24 protein-coding genes are annotated in these 26,499 nt (G+C 48.9%); 7 read left to right on the top strand and 17 right to left on the bottom strand.

Going from position 1 to position 26,499, the window contains the following annotated elements; all coding sequences use genetic code 11:
• Positions 1-9: 9 nt before the first annotated feature.
• A complete protein-coding gene (locus ACYZZ0_RS01850; protein WP_461534862.1) occupies positions 10-465 on the bottom strand; it encodes a PaaI family thioesterase in 456 nt (151 codons plus the stop codon).
• A gap of 76 nt (positions 466-541) precedes the next feature.
• Positions 542-763: a hypothetical protein gene (locus tag ACYZZ0_RS01855; RefSeq protein WP_461534863.1), complete on the bottom strand. Its 222-nt coding sequence runs from the start codon at positions 761-763 to the stop codon at positions 542-544.
• 384 nt (positions 764-1,147) lie between these two features.
• Between ACYZZ0_RS01855 and ACYZZ0_RS01860 the strand changes: the two genes are divergently transcribed.
• On the top strand, positions 1,148-2,095 hold the full coding sequence (locus ACYZZ0_RS01860) for a Ca2+-dependent phosphoinositide-specific phospholipase C (protein WP_461534864.1): 948 nt from the start codon (positions 1,148-1,150) through the stop codon (positions 2,093-2,095).
• Positions 2,096-2,203: 108 nt separating this feature from the next.
• On the opposite strand, the gene ACYZZ0_RS01865 is transcribed toward ACYZZ0_RS01860, so the two are convergent.
• A complete protein-coding gene (locus ACYZZ0_RS01865; protein WP_461534865.1) occupies positions 2,204-2,752 on the bottom strand; it encodes a flavodoxin in 549 nt (182 codons plus the stop codon).
• Positions 2,753-2,871: 119 nt separating this feature from the next.
• Entirely contained in the window at positions 2,872-3,765 is an 894-nt protein-coding gene (locus ACYZZ0_RS01870) for a helix-turn-helix domain-containing protein (protein WP_461534866.1), read from the bottom strand.
• A gap of 146 nt (positions 3,766-3,911) precedes the next feature.
• Between ACYZZ0_RS01870 and ACYZZ0_RS01875 the strand changes: the two genes are divergently transcribed.
• Both ACYZZ0_RS01875 and ACYZZ0_RS01880 read left to right on the top strand, forming a co-directional pair.
• Entirely contained in the window at positions 3,912-4,841 is a 930-nt protein-coding gene (locus ACYZZ0_RS01875; RefSeq protein WP_461534867.1) for a DMT family transporter, read from the top strand.
• Positions 4,842-4,890: 49 nt separating this feature from the next.
• Positions 4,891-6,780 carry a hypothetical protein gene (locus ACYZZ0_RS01880; RefSeq protein WP_461534868.1) on the top strand — a complete coding sequence of 630 codons (1,890 nt, stop codon included), beginning with the start codon at positions 4,891-4,893 and terminating at the stop codon, positions 6,778-6,780.
• Positions 6,781-6,819: 39 nt separating this feature from the next.
• On the opposite strand, the gene ACYZZ0_RS01885 is transcribed toward ACYZZ0_RS01880, so the two are convergent.
• Entirely contained in the window at positions 6,820-7,371 is a 552-nt protein-coding gene (locus ACYZZ0_RS01885) for a shikimate kinase (protein WP_461534869.1), read from the bottom strand.
• 16 nt (positions 7,372-7,387) lie between these two features.
• Entirely contained in the window at positions 7,388-7,939 is a 552-nt protein-coding gene (locus ACYZZ0_RS01890; RefSeq protein ID WP_461534870.1) for a GNAT family N-acetyltransferase, read from the bottom strand.
• A 234-nt stretch (positions 7,940-8,173) separates the two neighbouring features.
• On the opposite strand from ACYZZ0_RS01890, the gene ACYZZ0_RS01895 reads away from it, so the two are divergent.
• Entirely contained in the window at positions 8,174-8,890 is a 717-nt protein-coding gene (locus tag ACYZZ0_RS01895; protein WP_461534871.1) for a class I SAM-dependent methyltransferase, read from the top strand.
• A gap of 103 nt (positions 8,891-8,993) precedes the next feature.
• Here ACYZZ0_RS01895 and ACYZZ0_RS01900 read toward each other — a convergent pair whose 3' ends face one another.
• Positions 8,994-12,560: an ankyrin repeat domain-containing protein gene (locus ACYZZ0_RS01900; RefSeq protein ID WP_461534872.1), complete on the bottom strand. Its 3,567-nt coding sequence runs from the start codon at positions 12,558-12,560 to the stop codon at positions 8,994-8,996.
• A gap of 383 nt (positions 12,561-12,943) precedes the next feature.
• Here ACYZZ0_RS01900 and ACYZZ0_RS01905 point away from each other — a divergent pair, with 383 nt between their 5' ends.
• On the top strand, positions 12,944-14,776 hold the full coding sequence (locus tag ACYZZ0_RS01905; protein ID WP_461534873.1) for an NADAR domain-containing protein: 1,833 nt from the start codon (positions 12,944-12,946) through the stop codon (positions 14,774-14,776).
• 166 nt (positions 14,777-14,942) lie between these two features.
• Complete coding sequence (locus ACYZZ0_RS01910) at positions 14,943-16,217, top strand: hypothetical protein (protein ID WP_461534874.1); 1,275 nt, start codon at positions 14,943-14,945, stop codon at positions 16,215-16,217.
• Positions 16,218-16,235: 18 nt separating this feature from the next.
• On the opposite strand, the gene ACYZZ0_RS01915 is transcribed toward ACYZZ0_RS01910, so the two are convergent.
• From ACYZZ0_RS01915 to ACYZZ0_RS01925, 3 genes are read right to left on the bottom strand one after another with little or no spacing between them, the layout of a single operon-like run.
• Positions 16,236-16,961, bottom strand: coding sequence for a GNAT family N-acetyltransferase (locus ACYZZ0_RS01915; protein ID WP_461534875.1), 726 nt, complete (start codon positions 16,959-16,961; stop codon positions 16,236-16,238).
• Positions 16,962-17,015: 54 nt separating this feature from the next.
• A complete protein-coding gene (locus ACYZZ0_RS01920; RefSeq protein ID WP_461534876.1) occupies positions 17,016-17,480 on the bottom strand; it encodes a hypothetical protein in 465 nt (154 codons plus the stop codon).
• A gap of 30 nt (positions 17,481-17,510) precedes the next feature.
• Entirely contained in the window at positions 17,511-18,104 is a 594-nt protein-coding gene (locus tag ACYZZ0_RS01925) for a hypothetical protein (protein WP_461534877.1), read from the bottom strand.
• Between the two features lie 225 nt (positions 18,105-18,329).
• Between ACYZZ0_RS01925 and ACYZZ0_RS01930 the strand changes: the two genes are divergently transcribed.
• A complete protein-coding gene (locus tag ACYZZ0_RS01930; protein WP_461534878.1) occupies positions 18,330-19,994 on the top strand; it encodes an ankyrin repeat domain-containing protein in 1,665 nt (554 codons plus the stop codon).
• Between the two features lie 40 nt (positions 19,995-20,034).
• Here ACYZZ0_RS01930 and ACYZZ0_RS01935 read toward each other — a convergent pair whose 3' ends face one another.
• The 7 genes from ACYZZ0_RS01935 to ACYZZ0_RS01965 all read right to left on the bottom strand — a co-directional run bounded on the left by ACYZZ0_RS01935 (position 20,035) and on the right by ACYZZ0_RS01965 (position 26,462).
• Positions 20,035-20,589, bottom strand: a complete 555-nt coding sequence (locus tag ACYZZ0_RS01935; RefSeq protein WP_461534879.1) for a pyridoxamine 5'-phosphate oxidase family protein — start codon at positions 20,587-20,589, stop codon at positions 20,035-20,037.
• Positions 20,590-20,641: 52 nt separating this feature from the next.
• Positions 20,642-21,115: a DUF3291 domain-containing protein gene (locus ACYZZ0_RS01940; protein WP_461534880.1), complete on the bottom strand. Its 474-nt coding sequence runs from the start codon at positions 21,113-21,115 to the stop codon at positions 20,642-20,644.
• 156 nt (positions 21,116-21,271) lie between these two features.
• Positions 21,272-21,820 (bottom strand): GNAT family N-acetyltransferase, encoded by a 549-nt coding sequence (locus ACYZZ0_RS01945; protein WP_461534881.1) that lies wholly within the window; start codon positions 21,818-21,820, stop codon positions 21,272-21,274.
• Positions 21,821-21,897: 77 nt separating this feature from the next.
• Positions 21,898-22,665: an IclR family transcriptional regulator gene (locus ACYZZ0_RS01950; protein WP_461534882.1), complete on the bottom strand. Its 768-nt coding sequence runs from the start codon at positions 22,663-22,665 to the stop codon at positions 21,898-21,900.
• A gap of 101 nt (positions 22,666-22,766) precedes the next feature.
• Positions 22,767-25,016, bottom strand: coding sequence for a TRAP transporter permease (locus ACYZZ0_RS01955; RefSeq protein ID WP_461534883.1), 2,250 nt, complete (start codon positions 25,014-25,016; stop codon positions 22,767-22,769).
• Positions 25,013-25,516: a DUF1850 domain-containing protein gene (locus ACYZZ0_RS01960; RefSeq protein WP_461534884.1), complete on the bottom strand. Its 504-nt coding sequence runs from the start codon at positions 25,514-25,516 to the stop codon at positions 25,013-25,015. Before ACYZZ0_RS01960 ends, ACYZZ0_RS01955 begins: the two co-directional genes overlap by 4 nt.
• Entirely contained in the window at positions 25,494-26,462 is a 969-nt protein-coding gene (locus ACYZZ0_RS01965; RefSeq protein WP_461534885.1) for a TAXI family TRAP transporter solute-binding subunit, read from the bottom strand. Before ACYZZ0_RS01965 ends, ACYZZ0_RS01960 begins: the two co-directional genes overlap by 23 nt.
• Between the last annotated feature and the right edge of the window lie 37 nt (positions 26,463-26,499).

Here is a 26,499-nt window from a genome sequence, read left to right on the forward strand (position 1 = left end):
AATCCGTATTCAGCTTTGAATATTATTGCGGTTAAAAACCGACATAATCGTGCCGGTCATGTTGGCTACCCGTTTTGTCTTGCCGCCATCAAAGGCCACCATTTCTGCTTCAGTAAAGGTAATATTGCGCCCTGGCTTAACAACTTTACCAATAGCCAGAAAGCGTTCCCCCTGCGCCGGCGCCAGCAGATTAACCTTGAACTCTACTGTCAGCACTGCGGCATCTTCAGGCATCAGGGAAAAAGCCGCGTAACCACAGGCGGAGTCCAGCACAGTTGATACGATACCAGCGTGAACAAATCCATGCTGCTGGGTTAGTTTCGGTGAGGGAATAAACGCCAGCTCAACCCGTCCCGGTTTAATGGTGGCAATTGAGGTATTGACTGTGTCCATAACGGCTTGGCGGGCAAAACTGTCACGAACTCTGGCTTCAAAATTTGGGGTTTTAGGTATGAAACTTTCCATAACTCGCTTCCAGAAATAACAACAAGTCAATCTAACTTGCAGTAAATATTGTTCTTTTAAAGTTGAGTCAGGCTATTCAGGGCACCGTGGCAATAACATCCGGCTGCCACTGCTTTTCCGGGTCGGGCACAAAGGTCAGACCGGAGCCTGACCCAATGCCATCTTCCGGATTACGGGCTGTTGAGCGGTAAATGCGATCAAATACAGATTCAACCAGCCAGCCGCCGGGCACTTCTGTTCGGCGAATATACTGAGTGATATGTGCGTCGTTATAGACTTCGATAATTTGCCAGGTCATCGAGGTCTGAAGACCACCGGTCGCTTCATTTTTTTATCATTATTGTTACCCGGTTATCTGTTGTGTTGGTTCGCAATAAATTACGAGCGTGAATAGCCTAACATTGAACCTTGGTGCAAATAAATTGGATGTTTACATCACAGGTACAGCTAAGCGTCATATGTAGTCAAAAGTAATAAGATGTCACGAATCGTAAGGCGTTGATCAAATATTGACCCCTGTCAGCGCTTCAATACCTTTACCTGCCTTAGCGTAATAACTTGTCCGGCTCTGGGTGCGGCTTTGCATCTGGTGCCTGACAATATTGTCGATGTAATACCGCAGTCATTCTGCCGGGTTTTACTCGATTCCCTCCCAATTCAAATACCGTGGTTTAGAGAACAGATGAAAAAGAAGATTCTCGCAGGTGCTGCCGCCTTTGTCGGCTTGCTGGGTTTGCAGGCACTGCCAGTCAGTGCGGCTGAACAACAGTCTTTTATTGATAGCCGGGTGTGGAATACCTCGTTTGATGATATTGCCCAGGTTGCCTGTCACAATTGCTATGAAAGTCAGCATGCCCAAAGTCTGGTATCAGCGCTGGACTCTGTCAGGACGCTGGAAATTGACTTCTATGATGACCGTGACCTGTGGTGGGGGGATGAGCCTCGGTCATGGTTTGTGCGCCATTATCCGACCGGGGGCAACAACAGTAACTGCAGTGGCATCGGTAATCTGGAAAACTGTCTCAGTGATGTAAAACAGTGGAGTGATAACCATCCGGGGCATTTCCCGGTCACCATCATCCTGGATAAAAAGCAGGGTTGGTCCGGCAGCGGAGATCAACGGACGCCGACCGATCTGGATAATCTGGTCAGCCGGGTGTTTGGCTCCAAACTGTTTACCCCCTATGACCTGAAAGTATTTACCGGGCAGGGTGGTTCGCTGCGGGATGCGGTTGCGCAAAGAGGATGGCCTGCGGCCAGTGCACTACAGGGCAAAATCATTCTGGTGCTGAACGGACACCGTAACCAGACCCTGAAAGACTATGCCAATGAACGCCGACTAAGCGGCAAAATCTTTATCTCTCCCGAAACCAATGATCAGGGCGATATCACCGGCAAGGTCGGCGGTATGGACGACAGTTCATCTGCTTATGTGGTGATGAACAATATGTCCAGTGGTGAGAAAAACTGGTCGGATAACGTCAAGGCGAAGAACCATATTGGCCGGGTATGGGGCAATGACGGTGAGTCATTCTACAACCAGCTGTCGCGTGATACCCATCTGTCCGCTTATTATGATTACCATGACCAGACATCGGCTGCCGGTTATCGTATTCGCCCGTTTGACTGAATATATCTGGCAAGAGTGTAAGAATGTAAGCATATAAGAGAGTAGAGAGCCCGCCAGTTTGCGCGGCGGGTTCTTTATCTTTTCGGTTATCAGTTCAAATGGTGTGGTTCAGGCAGCCCGGGCCTCTTCCAGTTCAACCACCAGTTGCTCTACCCAGGCATTGATACGGTCATCAGATAAATCAAACTGCTGGTCTTCATCAAGGGCCAGACCACAAAACAGGGTTTTGTCTTTATTAGCGGCTTCGGATGCCTCAAAGTCATATCCTTCAGTTGACCAGGCACCAATAACCCGGGCACCTGTCTTGAGTATTCGCTCGTTAAGCCACCCCATGGCATCGACAAAGTAATCGGCATACCCAAACTGATCCCCCAGTCCGTAAAGGGCCACAGTCGTTCCCTTGAGATCCAGCGTCTGCAGTTGCTGCTCAAAATCTTCCCATTCAGACTGGATTCCGCCGAAGTCCCAGGTGGGTATTCCCAGTATTAAAAATTCATAGGATTCAAAGATTTCGGGGACGGCGTCGGCAATATTATGCATGCTTACTTCGCAGCCGTAGGTTGCCAGCACTGCACTGATTTTGCCTCCCATTTCTTCGGTGTTGCCGGTATCGGTACCGAAAATCAGTCCGGTTCGCAGGGTGCTGATCTGTGACATTAAAAGCCTCTTTCCTGATAAGTTTGAATTAAGAATGATTCTTATTTGCGAAAGACTATATCGGAAAAAAACAGCGTGTGCATGTTTTTTGGAAAGGGTGAAATAGCGACATCGCCTGCTTATAGTGCGAGGCTTCGAAGATAATGCCCTGGCGTGATCCCGGTTTGCTTTTTAAAGGCGCGTCCCATATGACTCTGGCTCGAAAAACCACAGGTCAGTGCCATATCAGCCATGTTCTGTCGTGTTTCAGTCGCATTGGCCTGTTGCTGCAGCAGTGTCTGTACCCGCTCCACGCGTAAACGGGTGATATATTGCTGTGGTGTTTCCGCCAGGCTGGTTTTGAACATACGGCAGAAGTGGTATTCACTGAGTTCAGCGACAGCTGCCAATTCTGACAGGCTCACCGGACGATGCAGATGGGCCTGAATATAATCACATACCCGTTTGTTGATCGCTGGAGCCAGGCCGCCTTTTAACCGGTCCGAGTCATGCTTTATCAGCCCCTGTTGTTTGATCAGATTGACCAGCAGTAGCTGTACTGCCTGTTCAAGTGCCAGCTCGCAATCCGTTCCTTGCCAGTCCCAGCCGGCAATACTGTGCCGGGCCAGTGCTTCCAGTGCCGGGTCATGACAGAATGTCAGTTCCGGCAGATTAATCAGCCGCGGGTCAAGATCAAATGTCGCCAGTGCCAGCCGGCGAATATAGTGATCATCAAAATAGAGGTGAAGAAAGCGCTGGGTTGGCCCTACATCCCAGGCGGAGTAAGCGCCTTCCGGCATCAGACAGAAATGACCCGGAGCCCCGTTCGGAGACTTTTCATCCGTGCGAATGGTTTGAAACCCACCTTGCAGATAGAGGCTGAAGGTATGGCTTTGCTCATTCTGGTAATACAGCCGTTCATTGCCGTTCTGATATTCCGCCAGCCGGATGCCTTGCGGCAGAATCAATTGCCGCCTGCAGTTAACACTTGAGGCATCAAAAGACACCAGTCCGGGTTGGGTATGCTTGTTCATAGCCCAACACCTTACTGAATGCTCCTCTGCCACATCAATAGACAGATTGCAGATAACCGCAGGATTGTGACAAAACCGGCAAAATGGTGAAATCCGGTGCCCGTTCTGATTTGGATAATGGCTGGAAAATAATCAGGATGGCATCAATGTTTAACAGTCTGCTTTATCTCGGAGTATTGCTGGCCTGGGGTGGTTCCTGGCTTGCGATTAAATGGCAGGGCGGGGACGTCCCTACAACCGTATCTATTTTTTACCGGTTTGTTTTTTCCGCACTGATATTATTGATCATTGTGCTGCTTTCCGGCCGGCTGCAACGGAGTTATCGCCGCGACCATGGCTTTTACCTGTTGCAGGGGTTGTGCCTGTTCTCGATGAATTTTGTTGCCTTCTACCTGGCAACCCAATATATCGCTAGCGGACTTGTAGCGGTAACCATGTCAACGGCCACGCTGTTTAATGCGGTACACAATCGGTGGATTTGGGGTATATCCAGCAGTGGTCATTTCAAGTTGGGTTCAGTACTGGGAATTGTCGGGTTGGTGTTGTTGCTGTGGAGTGATCTGGAAGCCCAGCAGTGGTCAGGTGACAGTTATATCGGTATCGGTTTTGCCCTGCTGGGCACCTGGTTGTTTTCGCTGGGGAATATGATTGGGGTACGTCATGCCCGTTGCGGCTTGAAAGCCTGGACAACGACCCTGTGGGGAATGATGTATGGCTGTCTGATATTGGCGCTGGTCAGTTCTATGGTCATTTTCAAACAATACGGTGCTTCAGATCTGGTGCTATGGGATAGCAGTGTCCGCTATCTGGGCTCATTACTGTATCTGGTGATCGTTGCAACGGTGCTGGGCTTTACGGCCTACCTGATGCTGGTTGCCCGAATAGGAGCCAATTATTCAGCTTATGCGCTGGTGATTACACCGGTGGTAGCGCTGACTTTATCCAGTCTGTTTGAAGGGTTTGTCTGGAATTCACTGACTATTACAGGCCTGGGAGTGATTATTCTTGGAAATATATGTGTCCTTTCTGAAGTAAAGACAATTGGTTTTATTAACGCGATTCGTCCATTGAGATAGATATCACTGATACTGGATGTAGTGACTACACTCAGTTATTACTCAGGTGATGATGACTATAAATGTGATGGAAAGAAAAACACTTTTGAGTTTTAAAAGTAGATTTTGTTTATCACTATTATTTTTAGTTTTGTGTTTGGATGCCTCAGTAGCCCTGGCATCAAGAACAAAGGCTACAGCCAAAGCTGCTCAGGCTCAAAGGATAGGTACTACCAAGGTGGAGGTACCTCCAACAAAGTTTGAAGATGAAAGCGCTTCAGAATCTGTCAGTCCCAGGTCAGAAGAATTATCACAACAACAATCTCAACAACAGAGTGTTGAATGTGATGTGGGAGAGTGGCTCAATTTTGGTGCCCGCCTTACAGCAGATCAGCGCAAGGTGTGGGAAGACCGTGCTTCAGGGCTTGGTTTGCAGTTCGCTGACTTTGTAGATATTCCTGAAGACAAGCCCGACTGGTTTTCTTCGTTATCTATGTACAGGCTGCTGATTAATCTTGATTACTGGTGCTATCAATGGGTGTATCAATATAGGGATATTATAAGCAGGGATGGTGAGTGGATTGAAAGGCCAGCCGAGTCAGGCTCCGATAAAAAAGCGGAGACTGCTGCTCAGGTAGATAAGTTGTTGGCTGACTATCTAGAAGCAAAACATGATGTCTGCCTTGTTCCAGTGATAGCCTGCATGAATTCTGCAATTAATCACGGTCACACACCGCTTGGGGAAAAAGAGAAGAACTATATCAAGTGGCGACTTGAGTGGATTAATGACGTGGTCTTTCCCAAAGATGTTTCATTTGACTGGCAAGGCGAGTTTAAGGAAGTTTTTAAAATGATGGAGGGGGCTGATCTTCAGGATTCAGGAGGGTCCAGCGAAGCCGTTATGGACACGGCAGGTAAAGAGGTAGTGACTGAAGGTGAAGATAATGAGGAAGAAGATATACCTCTGGATTATTCAAGTATTACTACTTGCCAAAGCGAAGCAGATTTAAAAGAAGCGATAAAGAAAAGTCCCCACAGCTATTACCTGAAACTTCATGCCAATGCTGAGTATTATAAAAAAAAATTAAAACTATGTATGTTCTGGGATGCTGTTTACACCTACTTTGATGACGCGCATAAGAGTGATCCACTTAAACAACTGTACTTTAATATTGTATTGAAACTTGGATTGCATCGACAAAAGTGTTTACAGCCAGAAGAAAAACTGTTGGTAGTGGTATGGCATCAACGCAGGCTCATCATAAAGAAACATAAAAGCAGAAAGACTAACTGGCTGGAAAAAGTAGAAACCTTTGATTTGAGCGCTCTAGGAAAAGCACCATCCGCGCCAATAGTAGTCAGGCAGAAACACAAACCAGTCAGCCCCCTCGCAGTGAGTAGTACACAAGAGGTGACTGGTAACCAGGGGGCCGGTGAAGACAGTCAGTTGAAAGCAGCTCTTCTAGCTGGTGTTGTTGCTCGCAGCCCTTTTATGACTGTTAAGACAGCTTCTCCTCCTCTACCGGGACATATGTCTCATGACCAAAGAGCAATGAAGAGGGGATTTGATGACCGGGATCAAGGAGTACCTCAGGTTGTTCCTAAATTTCCTGGCACATTGACAACCCCGGTTACCAAGGCAATGAGACTGAGCCCGGCAATGTCAGGGGGCCACCCTTATAGCTATACGACTGCCTCGCCCTTGCCCTGCGGGCGTGGCTTTTCACAGCCACAGATGATGATTCATGGTTATCCACCAGGACCGGGCAGCTCTGGATATATTTCAATGTCTCCATATGGAGGCCCGCCACATCACATGTCTGTGTATCCGGCAGAAAGCTCAACAAACCATGTCCAATTCGACAACTGGGGCGGAAGAGGTACGACCGGGGGGCCGGGGTATGTCTACCCACAGCAGTTTCCACCGCCACCAGCTTACGGGAACCACGGATATCGATAGGTCGGCTATACAAGACGTATGGGTGGTTATTGCCCGTAGTTAACCAGGGCAATAATCACCCTCAGGTCTAAGGTCACTAAGCAGCCGCTCGGCATCAGCCGGCGACCGCAGCCGCACAAAGCGGATATGGGCATAGCGGGAGTCATACATCATGGTGACGTATTTGCGCCGGTTTTTGCGGAAATTGGAAACCGTCCACCAGATAATGGAATCCTTACTGAACAGTTTGCGCAGGGTTTCCCGGTTACCGGTGTTTGGCCACAGTTCCTTGCGGGTGGCAATGCGTACAGTGGCGCGCTTCAGCGCCTGCAGCAGGGTGCGGGTAAAGGAATAGTCGACCCAGATAACCAGCTGGGTCTGGGACCATTTGATCGGTGTCGTGCGGGTATAGTTGCCGTCCAGTACCCAGTAATCCTGATCCAGCGCCAGCTCCAGCCGGGAGTAAAAGGCCTCATCCCTTGGCATCTGCCAGTTCGGTCCCCAGAACAGCTGATCCATCTCGATATAGGGAATATCCAGTTGGCTGGCCAGCCGTTTGCTCAGGGTGGACTTGCCACTGCCACTGGTACCGATAACATTGATTCTCATCATGCAGTTTTTACCCTTGCTATACCTTCGCCTGTTCAATCTGGGTTCGATGTAGCCCGTAAACTGCATGGGCCAGGATGCGATCACCGATCTTTTCCCGGTTTGAAATAATACCTTCCAGGGTCATGCCCAGCCGTTCACAAACGGCACGACTGGGTTTGTTATCTTCAGCCACACTGATCTGAACCTTGTCCATATCCAGTGCAGTAAACGCATGGTTAATCAGGAAACGACAGGCCCGGGTAACAATCCCCTGACCTTGATACGATTCAGCCAGCCAGTAACCGATCTCAACCATTTTGCGATCATCAAGAATGGCATTGAAACTGATATTGCCGACAATCTCTCCGCGGTACTCGATGGCACAGGTCAGGCTTTTGCCATCGGCATAGTCATGCAGTGAGCGGGTGACGAAGGCACGAAATGCCTCTTCGGTATTACATTTTTCCGGCCAGGCCAGCCATTGGGACAGGTATTCACTGTGGGCCGCTACCAGTTCGGTATAGCGGGGTGCAAAAGAGTGCTGTACCAGACAGAGACGAATGTCGTCATCCACTAGAGCGCTGAACATCAAATAGTTTCCTGCAAATCATACCATGAAAGATGGTATTTATACTTATTTTGTCGCTTGTTTTCGCGGCGATCCTAGCATGAGTTGTAAAGCAGTGACAGGGCAAAACCCTTATGTTTGTATGGTTTTTTTCACGTTCTGGTTGAAACAGGAGATTTGGAATAATTTTGCTCTCACTTGAGCCAACAAGTATCACAACTAGACTGTAAAATTTGGCCGAATCAGAGTAAAGGCATGAAGTACCGTGGCGAAATCCCGGAGCTCTACTCGGAGCTGGTGCAGGGCGATGTCAGTTACCTTTTTATGCGTGATGTTCCCCGGTTGCTGGAATCAATTACAGACTCCGGCAATAAAGCACTGGACTATGGCTGTGGTACCGGATTGAGAATGCCTTTCCTTGAAAAGCTTGGGTTTGATGTTGAAGGGATGGATATCGAACCTGAAATGCTGACTCAATGCCGGAAGAGCTATCCGGATTTTACTGTTACCCAAATTCAATCCGCCAGTATTCCGCGACCGGATAACAGCTATGATCTGGTATTTATCTGCTATGTGTTGCTGATTATCCCTTCACTGGCAGAGATCCGGCAGATCATGCAGGAAGTTAACCGGGTATTAAAACCCGGTGGCACAGTGATAATTATTACTGCTTCGGAAGCACTTTATGACTCTTCACGGCAATGGTTATTTGCGGCCGACCAGATGACAGTCGTGCAGCCGCCGCTGAGAAGCGGAAGCAAAATTCTGGTCAAGTTTCCTGATACAGAACTGGAGGTCGTTGATTATTTCTGGACTGATCAGGATTACCGCGAGGCTTTTGCTGCAGCCGGTTTTCAAACCGAGGTTTGTCACCGCCCTTTGGGAAAGGATGGTGAAGGTTTTGCATGGAAGGATGAAAAGCAGATTTCGCCCAGCGCTCTCTATATTCTGAAAAATAGCAGGAGGCTGTAGTTAGCTGTTTGCTTCTTCATATGGCGTGGCTGTTTTTAGGGATATCAGAGCTACGGTACTCTGTTGCAGTGTAAAGGATTATGATTTTTGGGATGTCTTCAAATCAATGGAAAATCCTGATAGAGCCATAGCTTTTTCGTTTACACTGGGGGCACTGATGTTTACTACATGCATGACAAGATAAATGCCCACAGGACAGAATATGTAAATCAGCTTCTGTTGAACACCAATGACACATTATCTTACGGTCCTCTGGGAATTCATTATCTCTTTCTTCTATGTCGAGTAACTGTTGTGGTGCTTGAGGCAAAGAGGGAGGAGCGATCAAGGCTATTCCATTTTCTACCGGGGATTTTTGGCATAAAAAACAATTAGCAGATCTGGAAAATATTTTGGCATTTTCCAATATTTTCTGCTGGCAAGGTTTACAGACCAAATGGCCACAAGGCAGTGAGTAAAATGGAGTTATGTTTCTCCAATATTGATAGAAAACAGGGCATTTCAATGCTGGTAGATGTTGTTGCTGCCGAGATATTTCCTGATATCGCATCTGTGCCTCAGGACAGAGAGAGAATAACTGTTTACAAAAATATCTGCTAACCGGCTCCGGACGTTCCCACAGCATTGCTAATGCTGGTACTACCTCATCACTACAGTCAAGCAACACAGCTCGAGCGTCTGTAATTGCTTGTGGATAGTGCTGTAATAATTCAAGCAGTTGCGCTTCAGGGAAGTTGGCCAGCATTATATGCAAGGGCGATACGTAACCTGAGTCATAGACTGACAAGCTGGCTCCTTGCCGAATGAGCTGGTTAACCATGTCATAATTATCATTTTCTGCAGCATGGTGCAGAGCAGTATGCCCCGTTTTGCTTTGACAGTTGATGTGTGAAGAAGCTCCTGCCTGTAGTAACAGTGTTACTAACGCCTGATCATTTTCTTGGGTCGCGGTAATCAGAAGTACCTGTTTTCGGCGAAGGTCATACAGAAAGTCATCTGTATCTACCTGCATGAATTTGACTGGGTTGAAGCGATAGCCCTTTTTAATCAAATTATGGATAAGCTCACAACCCGGTACGGCACAATCGCAGGCAAGTTGTTCCCGAGAGGCTATAGGAATATTTGTCAAATAGAGTCGAAGGCTACGTAACATTGCGACATGTTTATTTCGCATTGTCCAGTGAATTGGAGTAAGGCCAGCCTTGTCTCTCAGGGATGGGTCAGCACCTATCTCCATCAGAAGTTGAGGGTAATCATTAGACCCATTACAGATGGCACGTTTCAGAACATCTGCTCCAGGCGTATTGACATTTTCTTCAAGCAGAAACCTTATGACTTGTTTCCTTTCTGGTATATCAGGTAAACCATTGAGTTTGTGGCAGGTATTATTTGTGTTTTTGCACGCTGAAAAGGTTTCACCATCAAGCACAGCTCCGTGCCTTACCATTACTTGAAACATAGCCCTTGGTAGTCTGTGATGAAGTGCCAGATGAAGCGGATTGATAGAGCACCAGCCTTTTTGGTTCGGATCTGCCCCTGCTCTTAGCAGTAGTCTAATGAGTGGTTGCAGCCCTGGAGTGATTATCGCATGTTGTAACAATGTCTCATCTTTTCCATCAAGGCCTATATCGTAATTACAACATGTGTCAAGGTCATTCTTATCGAGTATTGCTTGCACGTGTCGAACAATATAAATAGGTTCTTGTGACATATAAGCGAGACGCAAGGTCTCATGCAAAAGCTCGCACAGTGAATTTTTGCAATTCAGGCATTTCAGATCTGCTAAATCACAAGGCCACGTCTTATTGCCGCCGTCAAAGTGGATTCCAATAGCTCTTACGATGTGTGTCGCAAGTGATCGGTCTTTTTCCAAAGCCCAATGCAATTGGGTTAAGTTATCCTTTCCTCTTGAAGCGGGATTTGCGCCAGAGCTGATAAGCGCTCCTATTAAAATCGGATCATCCCAAGCTATCGCATGTTCTAAAGGGAGGAAGTTGTCACTGTCACGCTGGTTTGGAGTTGTAAAAATTGCAGAAACGCGTGGTGCTGCAGGGTTGGCTTTTAGTTTACAGTCATTTCCAGAAGCAAAAACCAGTCTGAAGTTCTGACAGTCCTTTTCCCAGCATTTTTGAACTGTTTTTCTAGTTGATGTGTATACCTGATCAACATGATGAACATCTCGTTTGAATATTTTTGAGGTGGTGGGGCGGATAATGTAAAAATCTGGCAGTGTGCATGGTATGCCCTGCTCAACCATGACCTGAAGGACTTCGGTATTTTTTCGGTGAATAGCCTGATGCATCGGTGTAAAACCGTCTTGATCCAGATATTCTGGATCAGCTCCGGCCAGTAGCAATGCCCTTACCAGAGAAGCACTGTTTGCTGTTCTTACTGCCCGATTCAGCAGGGTACCGTTATCATCTCTGAAATTAATGTCTCGATGTGACAGCATGCTCTGGGCAAAATCCCAAAGCTCGGGATTCCCGGGTAACTGCAAAACTTCGTAAAGCACTCTACAAAGGGGATTAAGGTCAGTTTCACATCTAATGCAGGGGCCTGGGGTAACATCTGTCAAGGAAACTTGACCGCTTATCCGTTCAGCCTGATGTTCAAGTAGCATTTTTTTTCCGGCCACGGGATCAGGTAACTGTGGTGATTCCCAAATTTGCACCTTGCAGCTCTGGTCGGCTGTTATTAGCACTTGACCGTCAGGCTGGCAGGTGATGCTCTTGATGGCAGTAGTATGCACCTTTTCTGCAACCGGGGTGCAAAGCCAGCGATTTCCAAGATTTTCAAGTATTATCAGGTTCCCTGCAATATCTCCTGCTATGAGGCTGGTAGCTGTAAGGTTTTCAAGAGCAGTTATAGTGTATGGCGTTTGGATAAGGCATTTACAGCACCACCCCCGAATTTTTTTAAAGCGCCAGAATTTGAGTGATCCGTCAGCCGTTGTGACAAAAAACTGTTTTTCTGAGTGAGGAGCCATTGCTGTTATTGGGCATTTTTCGTGCCCGATGTGCTGGGGCTGCCATTTAGTTTGAGGGGGGGACAAAAACCATCGGGTTATAGTTCCATCGTGATAGGCGATAACAGCGGAGCTATCGTTTATAGTTGCAATACAGTTGATGGCATCTCTTGTTGGGACTCTATCTATCCAGCATATTTTTAGCTGGTGATTCAGTTCAGGTAGGGTTAGTAGTTGTAACGCTCCGGATTTGAATCCGGCTATAGCGGCCTGCCTGCCAGAAAAAGGAGTCATATGCGTGGCAGGTTCAGTAGTTGTATTTACCGATGGAAAGGCAGTTTTGATTATTTCTCCATGGCTATCCGAGCTGCGTTTGAAAACGTGCCCCATAGGTGAGGTTATGTAATCGGCCTGAAGAGCCGGGTCAACAAGAACGACAAAGCTTTTGAGCTGTTCAGAGCTTCGGGAGTAGGGCAGGAGTTCTATCGCTTTGGGCTGGGGATACCAAAGTTTACTGCTTTTGTCCTGTATCCATATGGTTCCGAGAGTATTTGATTGAATGGTGATTATGGCGCCATCATGGCAATATTCGGCCGTAACCACGGGGCAGTCATGTTCAAGTACCGCAGGATAGCTGCAGGGCTGATAGATTATAGAGCTCAATAGTACAATTAGAAAAGAAAGTACCCACTTGTAGAGCAACATTTTTCCTTGTGAACCAGAATGAGATCTTTTCAGTATTTATTATTGTTGAATAGACTTTGGATCACTACTTAAGTTCATTTCTGGAAGTTATCTGGTGTACAGTTCTTTGATTCGATGCGTTAAATTAGATTTTATTGATTTCAGAAAGGCATGAGAAGAGAATGCTTCAGGTTGTTTCTAGTAATGATAGAAATTGACTTTATATTAACTCTAAATATTCAGAAAATTGCTTCAGTAGATTAAATATTAATAACAATTTTCACTGGATCAAGATTTGAGTTTTCAGTATTTTGCCAATTAGCAGGACGGCTTAATTGCAGCTTTCCTCTATTTACGGGATAGTGATCAAAAGCAATGGAATCACATCATCTCGGGATCAGGGAATGACCAAGGGGCCAACAGGAGTCAGACCTCCGGTGCATACGCCGGTATCACCGCTATCTGAAGACAATCAGCCAGGCAAGCCGTTGTCAGATAAAACGTCCCCGAAACCCAAAATTGCCAGAGGGCGAAACCGGACTGCCGGCAAGTCACTCTCCAGCCGTCGAACCCAACAAACCGGACCCCGACAAAGTATCAGTCGAAAAGCTCATGAATTTAGTCGGGCGCAGCAGCAGTATCGCGTTGAGCAAGCGCTGGTGGCTGATCTGCTGGGGCAGAAGCATATTATTGATCTCTTGCCGGATATAGAGCATTACCTGGCGCATCCTGAAACAGCTACAGATGACCTTCCATTTGAACTGACATATAGCGACGCCAATCAGGTGATCCAGTTTGTGCCGCCGGATGAAACGGCACAGGCACTGATACCCCTATTAAAACAGCATATTCAACCGGTTTTGGCGAATCTGAAAAGGACCGCTACACCAGCCCATACCCAGGCACTGGAACAACAACTGACTGTGGCTCAAAACCGGCTTAAAGCCAGCGAACACCAACTTCAACAGTTTCAACCTGATTTCAGACCTGTTCAGGTGCAACCGGGTAGTGTCGAGCTTGAACTTGCCAGCCCTTTGTCGCAGACAGTACCGTCACCGGGCAAACCCAGAGTGAGGTTTGATCCGGTTTCGGCACCTTTGTCTCCACAGGAGAAGAAGGAATTACAAAGCCGGGACTGGATACAGTTTATGCAATCACCGGATCATAGAATCGAGGGCCAGCAATGGACGCTGAACCAGGTTCGAGCTTTTAACGACCAGCAGATGGAAAAGGAACACAATTACATCCAGCTGTTATTTCCCAATAAGATACCCAGCTCGGTGAATCCCGGTGCTCCGATCTTAACCCCTAGAATGGCAGCACGGTTACGGGATGATCCGGCAATGGAGCGCCAATTGCTGGTTTCAGTTGACCATGTGCTGCGATTCTGGGGAATAGAGCGGGCTGGAGATGATGTGGGGCTGATGGTGGGCGAAACTGGTCGGCACAGTAAATGGTGTGCCAATGATAATAACCACAACCAGAAAAGAGTCACTCGAATGCTACACTGTCTTATGGCCTGTGGTCAGCAGGAGTTGGCGCGCAATATAGAAAAGGCCCTGCAGGCTCATCGCCGTCAGCTCAAGGCACCACCAAACAGGTACTGGTCAGATGCGGTTGGGAGAACAAAAACGGCACCGGTTCGCAAGGTTGCAGTGCCGAAAACCAATGTTTCGAAATCACCGGTTGTACCCTGGCAGGACTATCAGCGCCGGTTTCCTTTCAATCAGTTTAAAGACCGTCCAGGTGTCGTGCAGTTTTATAACAAGGATGAAAAATATTATGAACTCACCAACTTTTATGATTGTGGCAGCCTGACAATCGATGGTATTGCCTGGCCTTCGACAGAGCACTATTTCCAGGCCTGCAAGTTTGCCCCTGGCAGTCCTGAATGGAATCATATTCGTACCCGTAAAAATTCCAGTGAGGTGTTTCATTTTATTCATCCTTATAAGGATAAAAGTCAATCAATTCCCTTGAATGTAACCCGGGAGCAATGGGATGGCGGCGCAAAAGATCGGGTCATGCTGAAGGCTCTGCGTGCCAAGGCTCAACAGAATCCGCAGTTTCGCAAGACGCTGTTGTCTACAGCAAACAAACCGCTGTTTGAAACATCACCCTATGACGGCTACTGGGGCGTTAAATATAACCGCGGTGATCATGGTAAAAATGTGCTAGGTGCGATGTTGATGCAGGTGAGGGATGAGATCCGGGCGGGTAAATTACCTCCACGTTAACAGACTGATATTGCCCCTAAAGATAGCGAACTGATTCTGTTGTAACAGTAGTGTGAAATGACAGTATCCCGGCATGGAACGGAGGCACACGCGTCTAGCATAAAGCATCTATACTGGCTTTTTCTTCATTATTATTTGATCAATTGCTTCCGGACTCTTTTGTCAAATGATGTATATTTTTGTTCGGGTATTAAGTTGTATTTCATTTCTTTTCTGGCTGTTTATAACAACAACGGTTGCAGCAAGAATGAACTGTGGTTTCCAGATTTATTTTGATGATGAGCTGATAGGGCATGTGAAGGAAACCATTGTGACAGCCCGGGTAGAGAATTGTGATGAACGCTACCGCTCTCAGACAGGCTGGATTTTTGTTGAAGATACAACACCAACCAATTCTCAACCCAATACACCTTCCACAGGCAGTAATAAAAAGCGGACGGGAGATATTACGACCGCAGATAGTACTCACAAGGTATACTGGAAGCAGTACCGTTATTTGATCAATAGAAAAATTTCATCACTTGGGTTTCTGTTTGATCGAAAGGCTTTTCTGGAGTGTCCGGTGGGTTGGACCGTAATTGTAGTACGGGGCTTAACGGAGGGCTCCTCTGGTCGACTTCCGGTGATTGCTCAACGATTTATTGTCACTGCTGAGTTGGGAGAGAATCCTGAGGCATTCTCGCTTCCTGAAGGCTTTGTGAGAGACTTTCATGCCGGTACTTTCTACCTCATTGACCCGGTACTCCAGTTTGCCCTGATGATTAAAACGTTAGATGCGCGTTACCATCAGGATGGTCAAATTTGTTGTTCTAACTGGCAATATGACGGTGCAGGATACATGAGTGCACTTGAAATGCCGGTCTGGCAAGGAGTAGGGAACTCTGGGTTGAAGTTTAAAACAAGCTATGCACTGTGTCTGGCCGGAAATCAGAATGAGGTCTCTATCAGCCTCGATGCAACAACGACAACCCCAAGACGAGAAAGCACTGGCTCTTCGGGGTCCGGTCGCTCTGGTCAAGGCAGAACTCGCTTGACGTTACAATCAGTCACCGGCCTGGTAACCCCTTCAGAAGGTGATCCCTATCAGCTTCGTTATGAAACCCGAAGCGCTCAACCGGATGTGGCTGCACTCCGTTCTGCTGCCCAGATGTCTTCACACAAAGTGGCAGCTTCATTAACAGCACCATCAGGGTTCACTCTGACAGCAGATAATAATGAATATAATATGGATATGACCGGTATTTTATCGGTGCCACCAGCGCCACTTGAGGAGGAGCCTTATCTTAATCGGGAATCAAATAATGCCCCTCCCACGTCCCCTCCAGTACATGGCGATATTGTACGTGACAGAGTTGAACCACCGGAGGGTAATCCGCCAGCACTGTTCTATGTGCACCCCGGCGGACGACAATCAAATAGGGGGTGCTGTGTACTACTCTGATAAAACAGCCATCAATAATCAGTCAAGGCTAGCCATAATTTGCAATCGACTATGCTGGCGAAAGCCCAGTGATTCACAAAGTCTGATTGATGCCTTGTTCTCCTGGTTAGTGCGATAGCGGACGATACGATTCCGGTGACCCGCTTCATCGACCAATCTGGCCAGCAATGATTTGGCAGCACCTGTTCCCCTGAACTCAGGCAAAACAATAATCGACAAGGATTCAAACGGTTCTACACCGCAATAAGCCGCCAGTATTCCTGCAACCTGGCCGTTGATTATGGCAGCGTAAAAGTAATCAGAATCCTCGTCAAAATCTGCAGTAGTCAGATCCCGTGGATCACAACAAGCGATAAACTTTTCAATCCGGTTTCTGTCTCGATTGGCTGTCAGCTCGATAACCTCAACTTCCGGCGTGTAATCAGGCTGATGATCAAACAGATAATAATCCAGGTCATCAATATACACTTCCAGTCTGTCTGCATCGGCACGGTATTTTCGGTAAGTTTCCAGTGACTCGGGCTGTAATTGTCCCAGTTCATGCCGCAGATCAGGGTGACAACTGACCAGAGTCAGAGATTCCGAGGAATAGAGAAAAGCCAGATCTTCCTCTCCGCCACGTTTCCAGTAATCACAAGGGTTGATGATGTAAGATCCGGTTTCAGGGAAAGCTGGGATACCCAACCGTTGCAGCCAGGATTGATCTATAAATGTGCTGTCGAACTTCATTCTTTTTGTTTTCATTAAACCGGGTTGGCCTTGCCTTGCTATATAACAGTAAAACCAACCCGGTTGCAGCTACTGCAGGGTTAAAACTTTTATTACGGCCCATTCTCCCCGGGTTAACGGCTTCAGATCAACCTGAATAATGGCTTTGCGGCCTTCAATACCCAGTCCGGCAATTCGGTTCGGGTTGATGCTGTCGTCAAGTGTGACATTGATATACAGCGGATATTTGGTATCCGCCCGGAATAGCAGCATATCATCCGGCGCAGAAAATAACCGGCCGAAGAAACGACAATGCTCTGTACCGCGGACATAGCCGAAACAGAATTTTCGGGCCAGTTCATATAAATACTTTTGCCGTTCGCGGGACTTTTTTTGAATTGCCTCACACTGCTCGGCAGAAACTGCTGCTCCGCTGTAAGGCTCACAGGCCGGACCCGTAGCAGGCTGGTGATGATCAGCTACTGTCAGTTGTGCTATTGCCGCAAAAAGAAAGCCTGATATCCATTTTAAGGCTATAGGTTTTATCGCGTTCATAAACATTGTGCCCCTGAGTCCATTTAGGGATTACAGAAATTCCAGCCGAGTCACCAGAGGCGCCGGGTTGGCATGAATCCGGTCAAGCCAGCCATAACTGAAAAAGTCATCCTTGTCTTTTATCAACATATAGGAGACATCAATCATGACACGCACCCGGGTGCCCTGTGCCGCCAGATTCTCTGGTTTGATAGCTTGCCAGGGAGTATCCAGTCTCACCGGAAAGACAATATGAGAGTGTTCAAGCATCAGTAGTATGGAGCGGCCGGGCCCCTGGAACAGGCGGCCGGTCAGTGTCCCCGTCAGGGTTTTATCCTTCACACTTCGCCCGGTAACTCTGGCAAAGAAGGATGGCACTTTCATCATGGCTTCTGCATCCAGCGTTGGATGACAGCGACCTCCAGTTGAGGATTGCCATGTTGGATTTCCACGACGACACAGGCCACGCAGGGCCTGGGTTGACAGTGAACTGTCCGTATTTTCAGGATCGATGGTGATTTCGGCGATATCAGAGTTTCTATTCTGTACCTCCTCTTCTGCCTGAACATATGATGCCTGCATCAACCCGGGTATCAATGACACAAGCACTACGGCTGATAACCTTGCAATCCGTTGCGGTTTCAAAACAGTTTCTCCCTGTAGCGGCTTTCTTTTTTGTCAGAGAACATCCTATTAAAAAGATAAAGCTGCTCCAGGTTCAAGTATCGCGTCATTTCTGTCAATGGGATACCAAGGTCTAATACTCTCTATTCTGCTGTGCTAGGTATGATCAGCTCAGTCAAAAAGCCGTTTCTCCTGCCAGATTGGCCTCAGGGGTCGTTTCGTATGTTCATTGGGAAGGGATTGTCTATGAACAAGGGCTGCGCATCGTATTGTTACCTTATACCGGTTTTCTCACTGGTAGCGCTGTTTCTGGTATCTGTCAGCCACGCCACACCACCGAGTCAGGATGACTTTGTAACGATGTGTGCTGAAAATAATGTAGAGGGATTTGCCAGCTCCTTTTCGGATCAGACGGAGCTCAAGCAATGGGCGGCAACCAGTCACAGCGATAACACTGTCCCGCTTTACTGGGCAGCTGCAACTGTCTGCAAATCAGCGGCCGATGCTGAGTCGGTTTGTAGTTCCGGTATTATCAGAACACTGCTGGAAGCCGGGGTCGATATTGAGCGTGCCAAAGATGACAAACCAATACCGGATCATTTGAAAGGTCTGGTTAAACCGGTATTGGATGGAGAGACAGCCTTGATGGTGGCGGCCAGGGCTGGTTGCACCGAAACAGTATCGCTATTACTGGAAGCCGGTGCTGATATTACCCGGGAGAGGGGAACTGATGGCTGGACAGCTCTGGTTTTTGCTGCATCCCAGGGTCACACCCGAATTGTCCGGATGTTGCTTGAAGCCGGAGATCAACGGGGATATAGCAACAGAAATGCAGAAGAGCAGGCTGTACGACTTGCTGTCGAGCAAGGGCATATCACGACACTGTTCCTGCTACTGTCACATAATCCATCTCTGATTGATACCAAGGCAACTTATGATAAAGGGACATTACTCCATGCCAGCCTGTTGAGTCCCAATGATGTACCGGTGACGCTGCTACTGCAGGCCGGCGTCAACCCTGCAATCAAAGACCGGATGGGGAAATATCCGCTCAGCTTTATGCGGGCCAGTAAAACATTACAGGCTGCCAGCTGTCAGGAGGTCATCTCCACCGTTTTTCCGGACCGGGGTGAACGCCATGAAGTGTATGCATTCCGTGAAAGCTGTGAGGACCGGTATGGTGAAACACCCTTACATCACGCTATTCGGTATGGAAGAAATCAGGATGTTGTTGTGTACCTTGAACAGCACCCGAAGTGGAGAGAACAGCGCCGGCTTGACGGGTGTACTCCGCTGCATCTGGCTGTTCTGCACGACAATGCAGTTGCATTAGCCTGGCTCCTGACGTTTGATATCGACCTTTCGCCTGGTTTGCCCTTTCGTCGCCATGCTTCCCGCTATGATGAAGCGCAGTGCCAATATCAGCAGACGCCGTTGCAATGGGCCAGACAGCTGGGTTATCAGCATCTGGTTGATATACTTGCGCCGCAAGTTGTCACCCGACATCAAAACAAGCGGTTGTATGTCTCGGAAGTGTGGGCACCTGACAGGTCAGGCCAGTTGCGTATAATCAAGCCGGCAGATAGGCAATATGCAAGACAACATGCCGAACAGAGCAAGAAGCCTTTCTCCCTGCTGTCTCTGGCTGCCAACACTTGCATAAGAGAGAGCAGGAGGGATGGGTTTCGTCAGACTTTTGTTTCCGGACGTATTGTTTCACCCGTTATGGTGAAAGGTATATTCGGAGCCAGCCGCGATGACCAGACTGTGTTTCAGAGCGACCAAAAAACAGGCGCCGAGCTGCCGGGATCTACCGTCGGGCGCAAGTTGACTCACTTAAAAACCCGGTGGCACCTTAAAAAAGAGAACTTCAAACAGCGGGTCGGATCTGTCACTCATTTCCGCTTCTGAAATCTATTTTTTCCTGGTACGTGGCTTGTGTCGACTTGACCTATAAGCCACTCAGGGTCTTGATACCGGTTTCAAGCCCGTCAAGACTCTGCTGATTCCGTTTCAGCCAGTATTCTTCCATACCCTTATGTCCAGCCCGTTCAGCCCAGTCGGTCAGAATTTCACGCTGGCCTTCATATTGATAAAGCGGCACCGAAAACCCGCAGGAAGTCTGGACCAAGTCAATATCCATAACGATTACCTGACGGATGCCAGGCAGGGCAGGGAACAGATCCTGATATTCCTTCCAGCGTGGATCAGCCTGATGGATGGCTTCGGCCTGACCGTAAAGTCGCAGAATTTCAGGCTTGTCTTCAAAAGCACAGAACATCAGGGTCATCCGCGGCAGCTGTTGCAGGTGGGTGGCGGTCTCATTGCCACTACCGGTCAGGTTGAGCCAGATCACCTTGTTGCTATCAATAACCCGTAATGAATCCATACCCTTGGGAGACAGGTTAATTGTACCGGTGGCGGCAGCCGTCGCTACAAAGAACATCTTCTGGGCAGCGATAAACTCGATATGTTCATCGCTGAGTGCGTCAAATCTTTTGGCCACCGTTTTGCTCCTTGTTGCTTCTGGCTGGATAAATTATACGCCGGTTGTTTACTTAGACTGTCTCAACGGGTTGAAAGGGTTTGGCAAAAGTGAAGGCGGCAGGTCCGGGACCGTTGACTTCTAACTGCTCAAGTCTGGTTCTGCCTTCCTCCACAGAAGGAATATGTCCGGCCGGAATCCACCACAGAGCTTGATGTGCCTGCATCATTTTAAGAAACCAGGCGTCCCTATCACGGATCAGATCAACATGTGCGGTGCGATAGACAAAGTGTTTCAGTGACTCGATATCTTTCCAGACACTCATATTAACGATAATGGCCGGGTCATCATAAGCCTGAATTGCTGTTGCATCACCTTCATCAGTCTGCAGCCTCCAGACAAATCCCGGAGCATCATCAGCCAGTGCGTTGATTTCATCCAGCCGGTCCACAAACCCTTTCATGGTCAGCGAGTCCATAGTGTCACGAGCATGGGCAATATTGATCTGGGCCAGATGATAGCCAGGAGCTGAGTCAGAATTACTCATTGTACTGCCTTGTTATGATTATTGATGGCAAGTGCTGGCTTTAAGCCAGCACTGGATAAGCAACAAAATACGCCGCAGGCATAATGACTTCAAGTTAATGCAGAAATTATCCTGTACAACACAAAACTATTCACCCAACGGGCAAACCAGAATCTCTCACTGTTGGTGCAGGTAGCTTTCAATAGTTTCAGCCGGCTTACTCAGCACATAATTTTTATGCTGTTCATCTTCAAACTCGAACCAGGTTTCTCCGGCTTCAATAAACTGATGCTTGCGATAGAACGCCATGGCGCGCTGATTCAGATGGTATACCCGCAGCCACAGCTGTTCCGAACGCAGCTTGCGACAGTATTCCATTGCCGCCTGTAACAACAGGGCGCCGAGTCCCTGGCCGGTAAACCGTTCCTGAACATACAGCTTTTCCAGCTCTGGCCCGGCAAGACCGGTGACCGGTGCTTCTGCCTGCAGATCCAGCATGGCATAGCCCAGCATATGCTCATCACGTTCACAGATCAGGTAAACAAAGCGGCTGTCGGCGACTTTTTCAGCTATTTTGGCTTCGGTGAATTCAGTCAGTACATAATCGGAAATATTGCGACGAATGCCGTCAAAGGCATAGGTATCAAGCCACACCTGAATCGACAGGGCAGCAATATTGGCACTGTCTTCAAGGGTGGCGGTGCGGATTCTGCAATCTGTGGTCACGGGAGCCCCTTTCACATCGTTGTTATACGCTGCAGCGGCACTATTTTATCCCGTTTGTATTCATTATGCTCAGGAAGTTATTCGTTACCGCCAAGCGCCTGCATAATATCATCTGCCGTTTTTTTCAGGGTAATCACCAGCCGCTCTTTCACACCTTCCTGCTGCATCAGCACATCAGGCCCGGACACATTAATTGCGGCAACGACATTGCCGGTGAAGTCACGAATGGGGACTGCAATCGCGGTTGAATAATCCGAATAGTGAAGGCTCCAGCCCTGGGCCCGCTCTTTTTCACACATAGCAATCAGCCCCGGCAGGGTTTGGGGAGCCGGTTCCGGGTAGCCATCCAGTCGCTGGCCCTGATAAATGGTTTCAATTTGCTGGGGTGCCAGCCCAATCAATAACGCGCGACCCATTGCGGTGGTATGGCAGGGAAAGCGGGTACCGATCGGAACATTCACTGATAACCGTTGCAGCGCCAGAGCACAGAAGACATAAAGAGCCTCGCTGCCTTCACGAATCGCCAGATGGCTGGAGAGTGAGGTGCTGTCACGCAGATGAGTGACAAAGGGCGAGGCGATTTCGACTATTTCACGACTGGCCAGATAACTGAATCCACGGCTGACAACCTGCGATCCCAGTGAATAGCTGTTGCTTCCTGTTTTTTTCAAATACCCCATTGTCGTCAGTGTCTGGACAATGCGGTACAGCGAACTGGAACTGACGCCAAGTGTTCGCGCCATCTCTGCCTGTGTCAGGCTTCGCTGCCGGGCATCAAACATTTCCAGAATCTGCAGCCCTTTCTGCAATGCCGGTACGATGTAGTGATTTTCTGTTGCGGCCATCCTTTATCCTGTCATCTTTACCCGCTTTTTCTGACCACCCGCACTCGTTTTGAGTGAGGGTGGTTTCCTGGAGTAGAACTCAGTTTCAAAATATGCCGGGATCAAGTCACCGCAAGCTTTGATTGCTGATGACTCTGTCGGTAATTCCTGAACAGGATAGCGATAACAATTGAACCGGCCGGAAGCACCAGCCAGAACTGTGAACCCACCAGCGCCAGTCCGGCAATGGTAAGAATGGTCTTTTCAGCCCGCTGAATCGGGGCGCAGAAGAAACCGATATACGCCGATGACAGCGCCAGAATACACAACACTCCGCTGATCATGGCCAGTACAAACTCCGACCAGCTGAAATCAAGGAACAGCAGACTGGGGGCATAGACAAACATAAACGGCACCAGTGCTTTACCCATAGAGAGCCGGAATGCGGTGGTTCCTGTCCGCATCGGATCGGAACCGGAGATACCGGCACCGGCATAAGCGGCAAGCGCAACCGGCGGTGTGACATCGGCCAGTACACCGTAATAGAAAATAAAGAAGTGGGTTGCCAGCAGCACAATGCCAAATTCGTCCAGCGCCGGTGCCACGATTGAAGCCAGAATAATATAAGTTGGAGTTGTTGGAATCCCCGCGCCCATCAGAATACAGGCGACAGCAACCAGAATCAGGGCAATAAACAGGGTGGTCGATTGCTGATCCAGCAGCTCGAACGGTACTGCCAGGGTGACCCAGGCACCGAAATCAGTGGCCAGCTGTACGATAGCACCGGAGAACTTGAAGCCCAGCCCGGTGAGGGTTGTTACACCCAGCAGGAAGCCCACGCAGGCACAGGCAGCGGTAATGGCAATCGACTGTTTGGCACCTTCTTCAAGACTGGTAACCAGACGTCTTGGAGTCAGAACACTTTCACTGTCCAGTTTATCCAGGCCGAGCGGTTTCAGCAGCAGCGGAATATAGGAGCAGACAATAGTCAGGATGATGCCCCAGAAGGCTGCAAGGAACGGCGTAAACTGCATGAGCAGCAGGGTCACCATGACAATCAACGGAATGGTCTGGTGCCAGTGACGGGCCATAACATCACGAAAACGCGGAATATCTTCTGCCGGCATTCCTTCAAGGCCAAGACGACGTGCTTCAAAGTGCACCATGCAGAGCGTTGCCAGATAGTGGAACGCTGCCGGAATCACGGCGATAAGAATCAGCTCGTTATACGGCACCCCCAGCATTTCCGACATAACGAAAGCGGAAGCACCCATAATCGGCGGTGTAATCTGTCCGCCACAGGATGAGGCTGCTTCGGTTGCAGCGGCAAAGCGGCCACTGAAGCCATAACGCTGCATCATGGGAATGGTAAAGGCGCCAGTGGTCACCGTATTGGCAACCGGCGAACCTGAAATCATGCCGAAAAAGCCGGATGACACCACAGAAACCTTGGCCGGACCGCCGGAGTAACGGCCTGCCAGCAGTGTTGCCAGTTCAATAAACAGCTGTCCAAGACCCGAAGCCTGAGCCAGAACACCGAACAGTACAAAGTGAAAAACGTAGGTCGCAACAACACCGATGGCAATGCCGTAAATACCTTCAGTGCCCAGATACAGGTGCTCAACCAGGCGAATAATGTCGTATCCACGATGAGCCAGCGGTCCCGGCAGTTCAGGCCCGAACATTGCGTACAACAGTGATAATACACCAATAATCGACAGCGACTCGCCCATGGTTCGGCGGGCACCTTCAACCACGAGCATGATGGCCATACCGCCCATCAGGTAGTCCATGGTTTGGGGGAAGCCGACATTGATAATGAAAATATCGTCGAAGAAATAGACCAGGTAACCAGAAAAAGCAGCACCCATAATCGCCAGCGGCCAGTCGAGCCAGCCCGGTTTATGGCTGCGCCCGCCCAGCAATGACAGGGGCAGGGCAGACAGAGCCATCATGCCGGCAAAGATATAGATACCGGCATGCATCAGCGGTGAGAGTTCATTCCCGAGGGAGTTACCCAGCTGTCGGGCAATCAACAGGTAGAACAGGCCATAGGCCAGTCCCAGCGCGGTGCCAACGACCGGTCTTTTAGCGGCGCGTCGTGGAAAAACAAGGAATAACAATCCCATAATCAGCGTCATATGGACGGTGCGATGGGAGACTTCATTCAGCAGGCCAAAACCGGCGGTATAAATATGAAAGACACTCAGCGCAACGCAGGTCAGCGTTACAAAGTGCTTTAGTCCGCCACGTAGATCACGGAAGTTACTCTCGTTGTCGTATTCCTTGATCAGGTTATCCAGATCCTGCTGGTGCATTTCCGGCACGCCCGGCGAGGAACCCTTGGCTCCCGCTATGCTGTCTGCGCTCATGGTATGTGCTCTGATTCTTTACAGTGATCCACTGGCGCAATACGCAAGCCAGTATCCGGCCACTGATTTAGATTTATTGTTTGGTGTTGAAGATGAAGCCGGTTTTGAAAGCGCTGGTCTGTCCGCACAATCAAATCGTGAATCGGGCGTTGCAGATGTAATATAAATTTGCCGTCACGATGTTCAAAAGCCAGTGCATCCGGTTCATCCTGCAGGGATGGCAGCCCCTGACCATGGGCAATAAAATGCTCGGCGGTTTGTACTATCCGGCTCCTGTTCTTATCGCCATCGTGAATCTGATAAAAATCAGTTACAGGCGTCAGGGATACCGAGTGAATAAATGAAAGTGCAAACCGGTTGTCAGTCAGGGGAATGCATGCCAGCTGTTGCTCCACCCGATAGTCGTCTATCTGCAGCGAAACGGCGCTGGCACAACCGGCTGACAGCATCAATGCTGCAGCCAGTAGCAGGGCGTGCTTACTTGATAATGCCTTTTTCACGGTAGTAACGTTCTGCACCCGGGTGTAAAGGAATAGAGACAGATTCCAGCGCCTTTTCGATGCTGATTTCCTTACCCTTTACATGCACCTTGGCCAGTGTATCGGTGTTTTCATACAGGGCCTTGGTGACGGCGTAAGCGATATCGTCCGACAGGTCGGCGTGGGTGGCCCAGACAGCACGTACCGCCAGAGTCTGAACATCCTTGTCGATACCTTTGTAAGTACCTGCCGGCAGGGTGGTGGCCGCATAGTAAGGTTGCTTCTCCAGCAGTTTTTCTACCGGTTCGCCGACCAGAGGTACCAGACTGACAGCATGGCCGTTGGACAGCTCAACGATGGATGCAGTCGGAGAACCGGCGGTGATCAGAGAGGCATCCAGGTTACCATCCTTGATCTTTTCAGCAGACTGGGAGAACGAAGAGTAATCTTCCTTGATGTCGTCACGGTCCATGCCGTGTACGGCAAGCAGGTCACCCAGCAGCTGCCACTGACCTGAACCGGGAGAACCGGAGCTGACAGTGCGGCCTTTCAGATCGGAAAACTTGTTGATACCCGGCTGGGCAACCAGCTGTACAGTTTCCGGATATAGTGCACCCAGCGCCCGCAGGTTTTTGATCGGCTTGTTCTTGAACTGGTTTTTACCGTTATAGGCGGCATCCAGTACGTCTGCAGCAACAAATGCGGATTCAATCGCACCCCGGCTCAGCAGACCGGCGTTAGCCACAGAAGCATTACCGGTCTCAGCGGTTGCGGAAAGTTTTTTCCCTTCCAGCTCTGCATTATTGGAGATGACCTGTGCCAGCATTCCCCCCAGCGGATAATAAGTACCGCCGGTGCCACCGGTCGCGATTCCAAAGAATACCCGCTCCTGAGCCTGCGCTGCTCCAGTCGCCAGTCCTGCCGACAAGGCTGCTGAAATCAGAAGTGTCTTTAGTTTTGTTTTCATTTGACTTCCTTCAATTATGAGCGCTGATTTACGCCCG

The organism is Spongorhabdus nitratireducens (assembly GCA_947387575.1).
Classification (GTDB): domain Bacteria; phylum Pseudomonadota; class Gammaproteobacteria; order Pseudomonadales; family Endozoicomonadaceae; genus CANDOC01.

Excerpts from the sequence above, each read along its gene's own strand:
- ACYZZ0_RS01850 (WP_461534862.1), bottom strand. The coding sequence starts at position 465 with ATGGAAAGTTTCATACCTAAAACCCCAAATTTTGAAGCCAGAGTTCGT.
- ACYZZ0_RS01855 (WP_461534863.1), bottom strand. The coding sequence starts at position 763 with ATGACCTGGCAAATTATCGAAGTCTATAACGACGCACATATCACTCAG.
- ACYZZ0_RS01860 (WP_461534864.1), top strand. The coding sequence starts at position 1,148 with ATGAAAAAGAAGATTCTCGCAGGTGCTGCCGCCTTTGTCGGCTTGCTG.
- ACYZZ0_RS01865 (WP_461534865.1), bottom strand. The coding sequence starts at position 2,752 with ATGTCACAGATCAGCACCCTGCGAACCGGACTGATTTTCGGTACCGAT.
- ACYZZ0_RS01870 (WP_461534866.1), bottom strand. The coding sequence starts at position 3,765 with ATGAACAAGCATACCCAACCCGGACTGGTGTCTTTTGATGCCTCAAGT.
- ACYZZ0_RS01875 (WP_461534867.1), top strand. The coding sequence starts at position 3,912 with ATGTTTAACAGTCTGCTTTATCTCGGAGTATTGCTGGCCTGGGGTGGT.
- ACYZZ0_RS01880 (WP_461534868.1), top strand. The coding sequence starts at position 4,891 with ATGATGACTATAAATGTGATGGAAAGAAAAACACTTTTGAGTTTTAAA.
- ACYZZ0_RS01885 (WP_461534869.1), bottom strand. The coding sequence starts at position 7,371 with ATGATGAGAATCAATGTTATCGGTACCAGTGGCAGTGGCAAGTCCACC.
- ACYZZ0_RS01890 (WP_461534870.1), bottom strand. The coding sequence starts at position 7,939 with ATGTTCAGCGCTCTAGTGGATGACGACATTCGTCTCTGTCTGGTACAG.
- ACYZZ0_RS01895 (WP_461534871.1), top strand. The coding sequence starts at position 8,174 with ATGAAGTACCGTGGCGAAATCCCGGAGCTCTACTCGGAGCTGGTGCAG.
- ACYZZ0_RS01900 (WP_461534872.1), bottom strand. The coding sequence starts at position 12,560 with ATGTTGCTCTACAAGTGGGTACTTTCTTTTCTAATTGTACTATTGAGC.
- ACYZZ0_RS01905 (WP_461534873.1), top strand. The coding sequence starts at position 12,944 with ATGACCAAGGGGCCAACAGGAGTCAGACCTCCGGTGCATACGCCGGTA.
- ACYZZ0_RS01910 (WP_461534874.1), top strand. The coding sequence starts at position 14,943 with ATGATGTATATTTTTGTTCGGGTATTAAGTTGTATTTCATTTCTTTTC.
- ACYZZ0_RS01915 (WP_461534875.1), bottom strand. The coding sequence starts at position 16,961 with ATGAAAACAAAAAGAATGAAGTTCGACAGCACATTTATAGATCAATCC.
- ACYZZ0_RS01920 (WP_461534876.1), bottom strand. The coding sequence starts at position 17,480 with ATGAACGCGATAAAACCTATAGCCTTAAAATGGATATCAGGCTTTCTT.
- ACYZZ0_RS01930 (WP_461534878.1), top strand. The coding sequence starts at position 18,330 with ATGAACAAGGGCTGCGCATCGTATTGTTACCTTATACCGGTTTTCTCA.
- ACYZZ0_RS01940 (WP_461534880.1), bottom strand. The coding sequence starts at position 21,115 with ATGAGTAATTCTGACTCAGCTCCTGGCTATCATCTGGCCCAGATCAAT.
- ACYZZ0_RS01950 (WP_461534882.1), bottom strand. The coding sequence starts at position 22,665 with ATGGCCGCAACAGAAAATCACTACATCGTACCGGCATTGCAGAAAGGG.
- ACYZZ0_RS01955 (WP_461534883.1), bottom strand. The coding sequence starts at position 25,016 with ATGAGCGCAGACAGCATAGCGGGAGCCAAGGGTTCCTCGCCGGGCGTG.
- ACYZZ0_RS01965 (WP_461534885.1), bottom strand. The coding sequence starts at position 26,462 with ATGAAAACAAAACTAAAGACACTTCTGATTTCAGCAGCCTTGTCGGCA.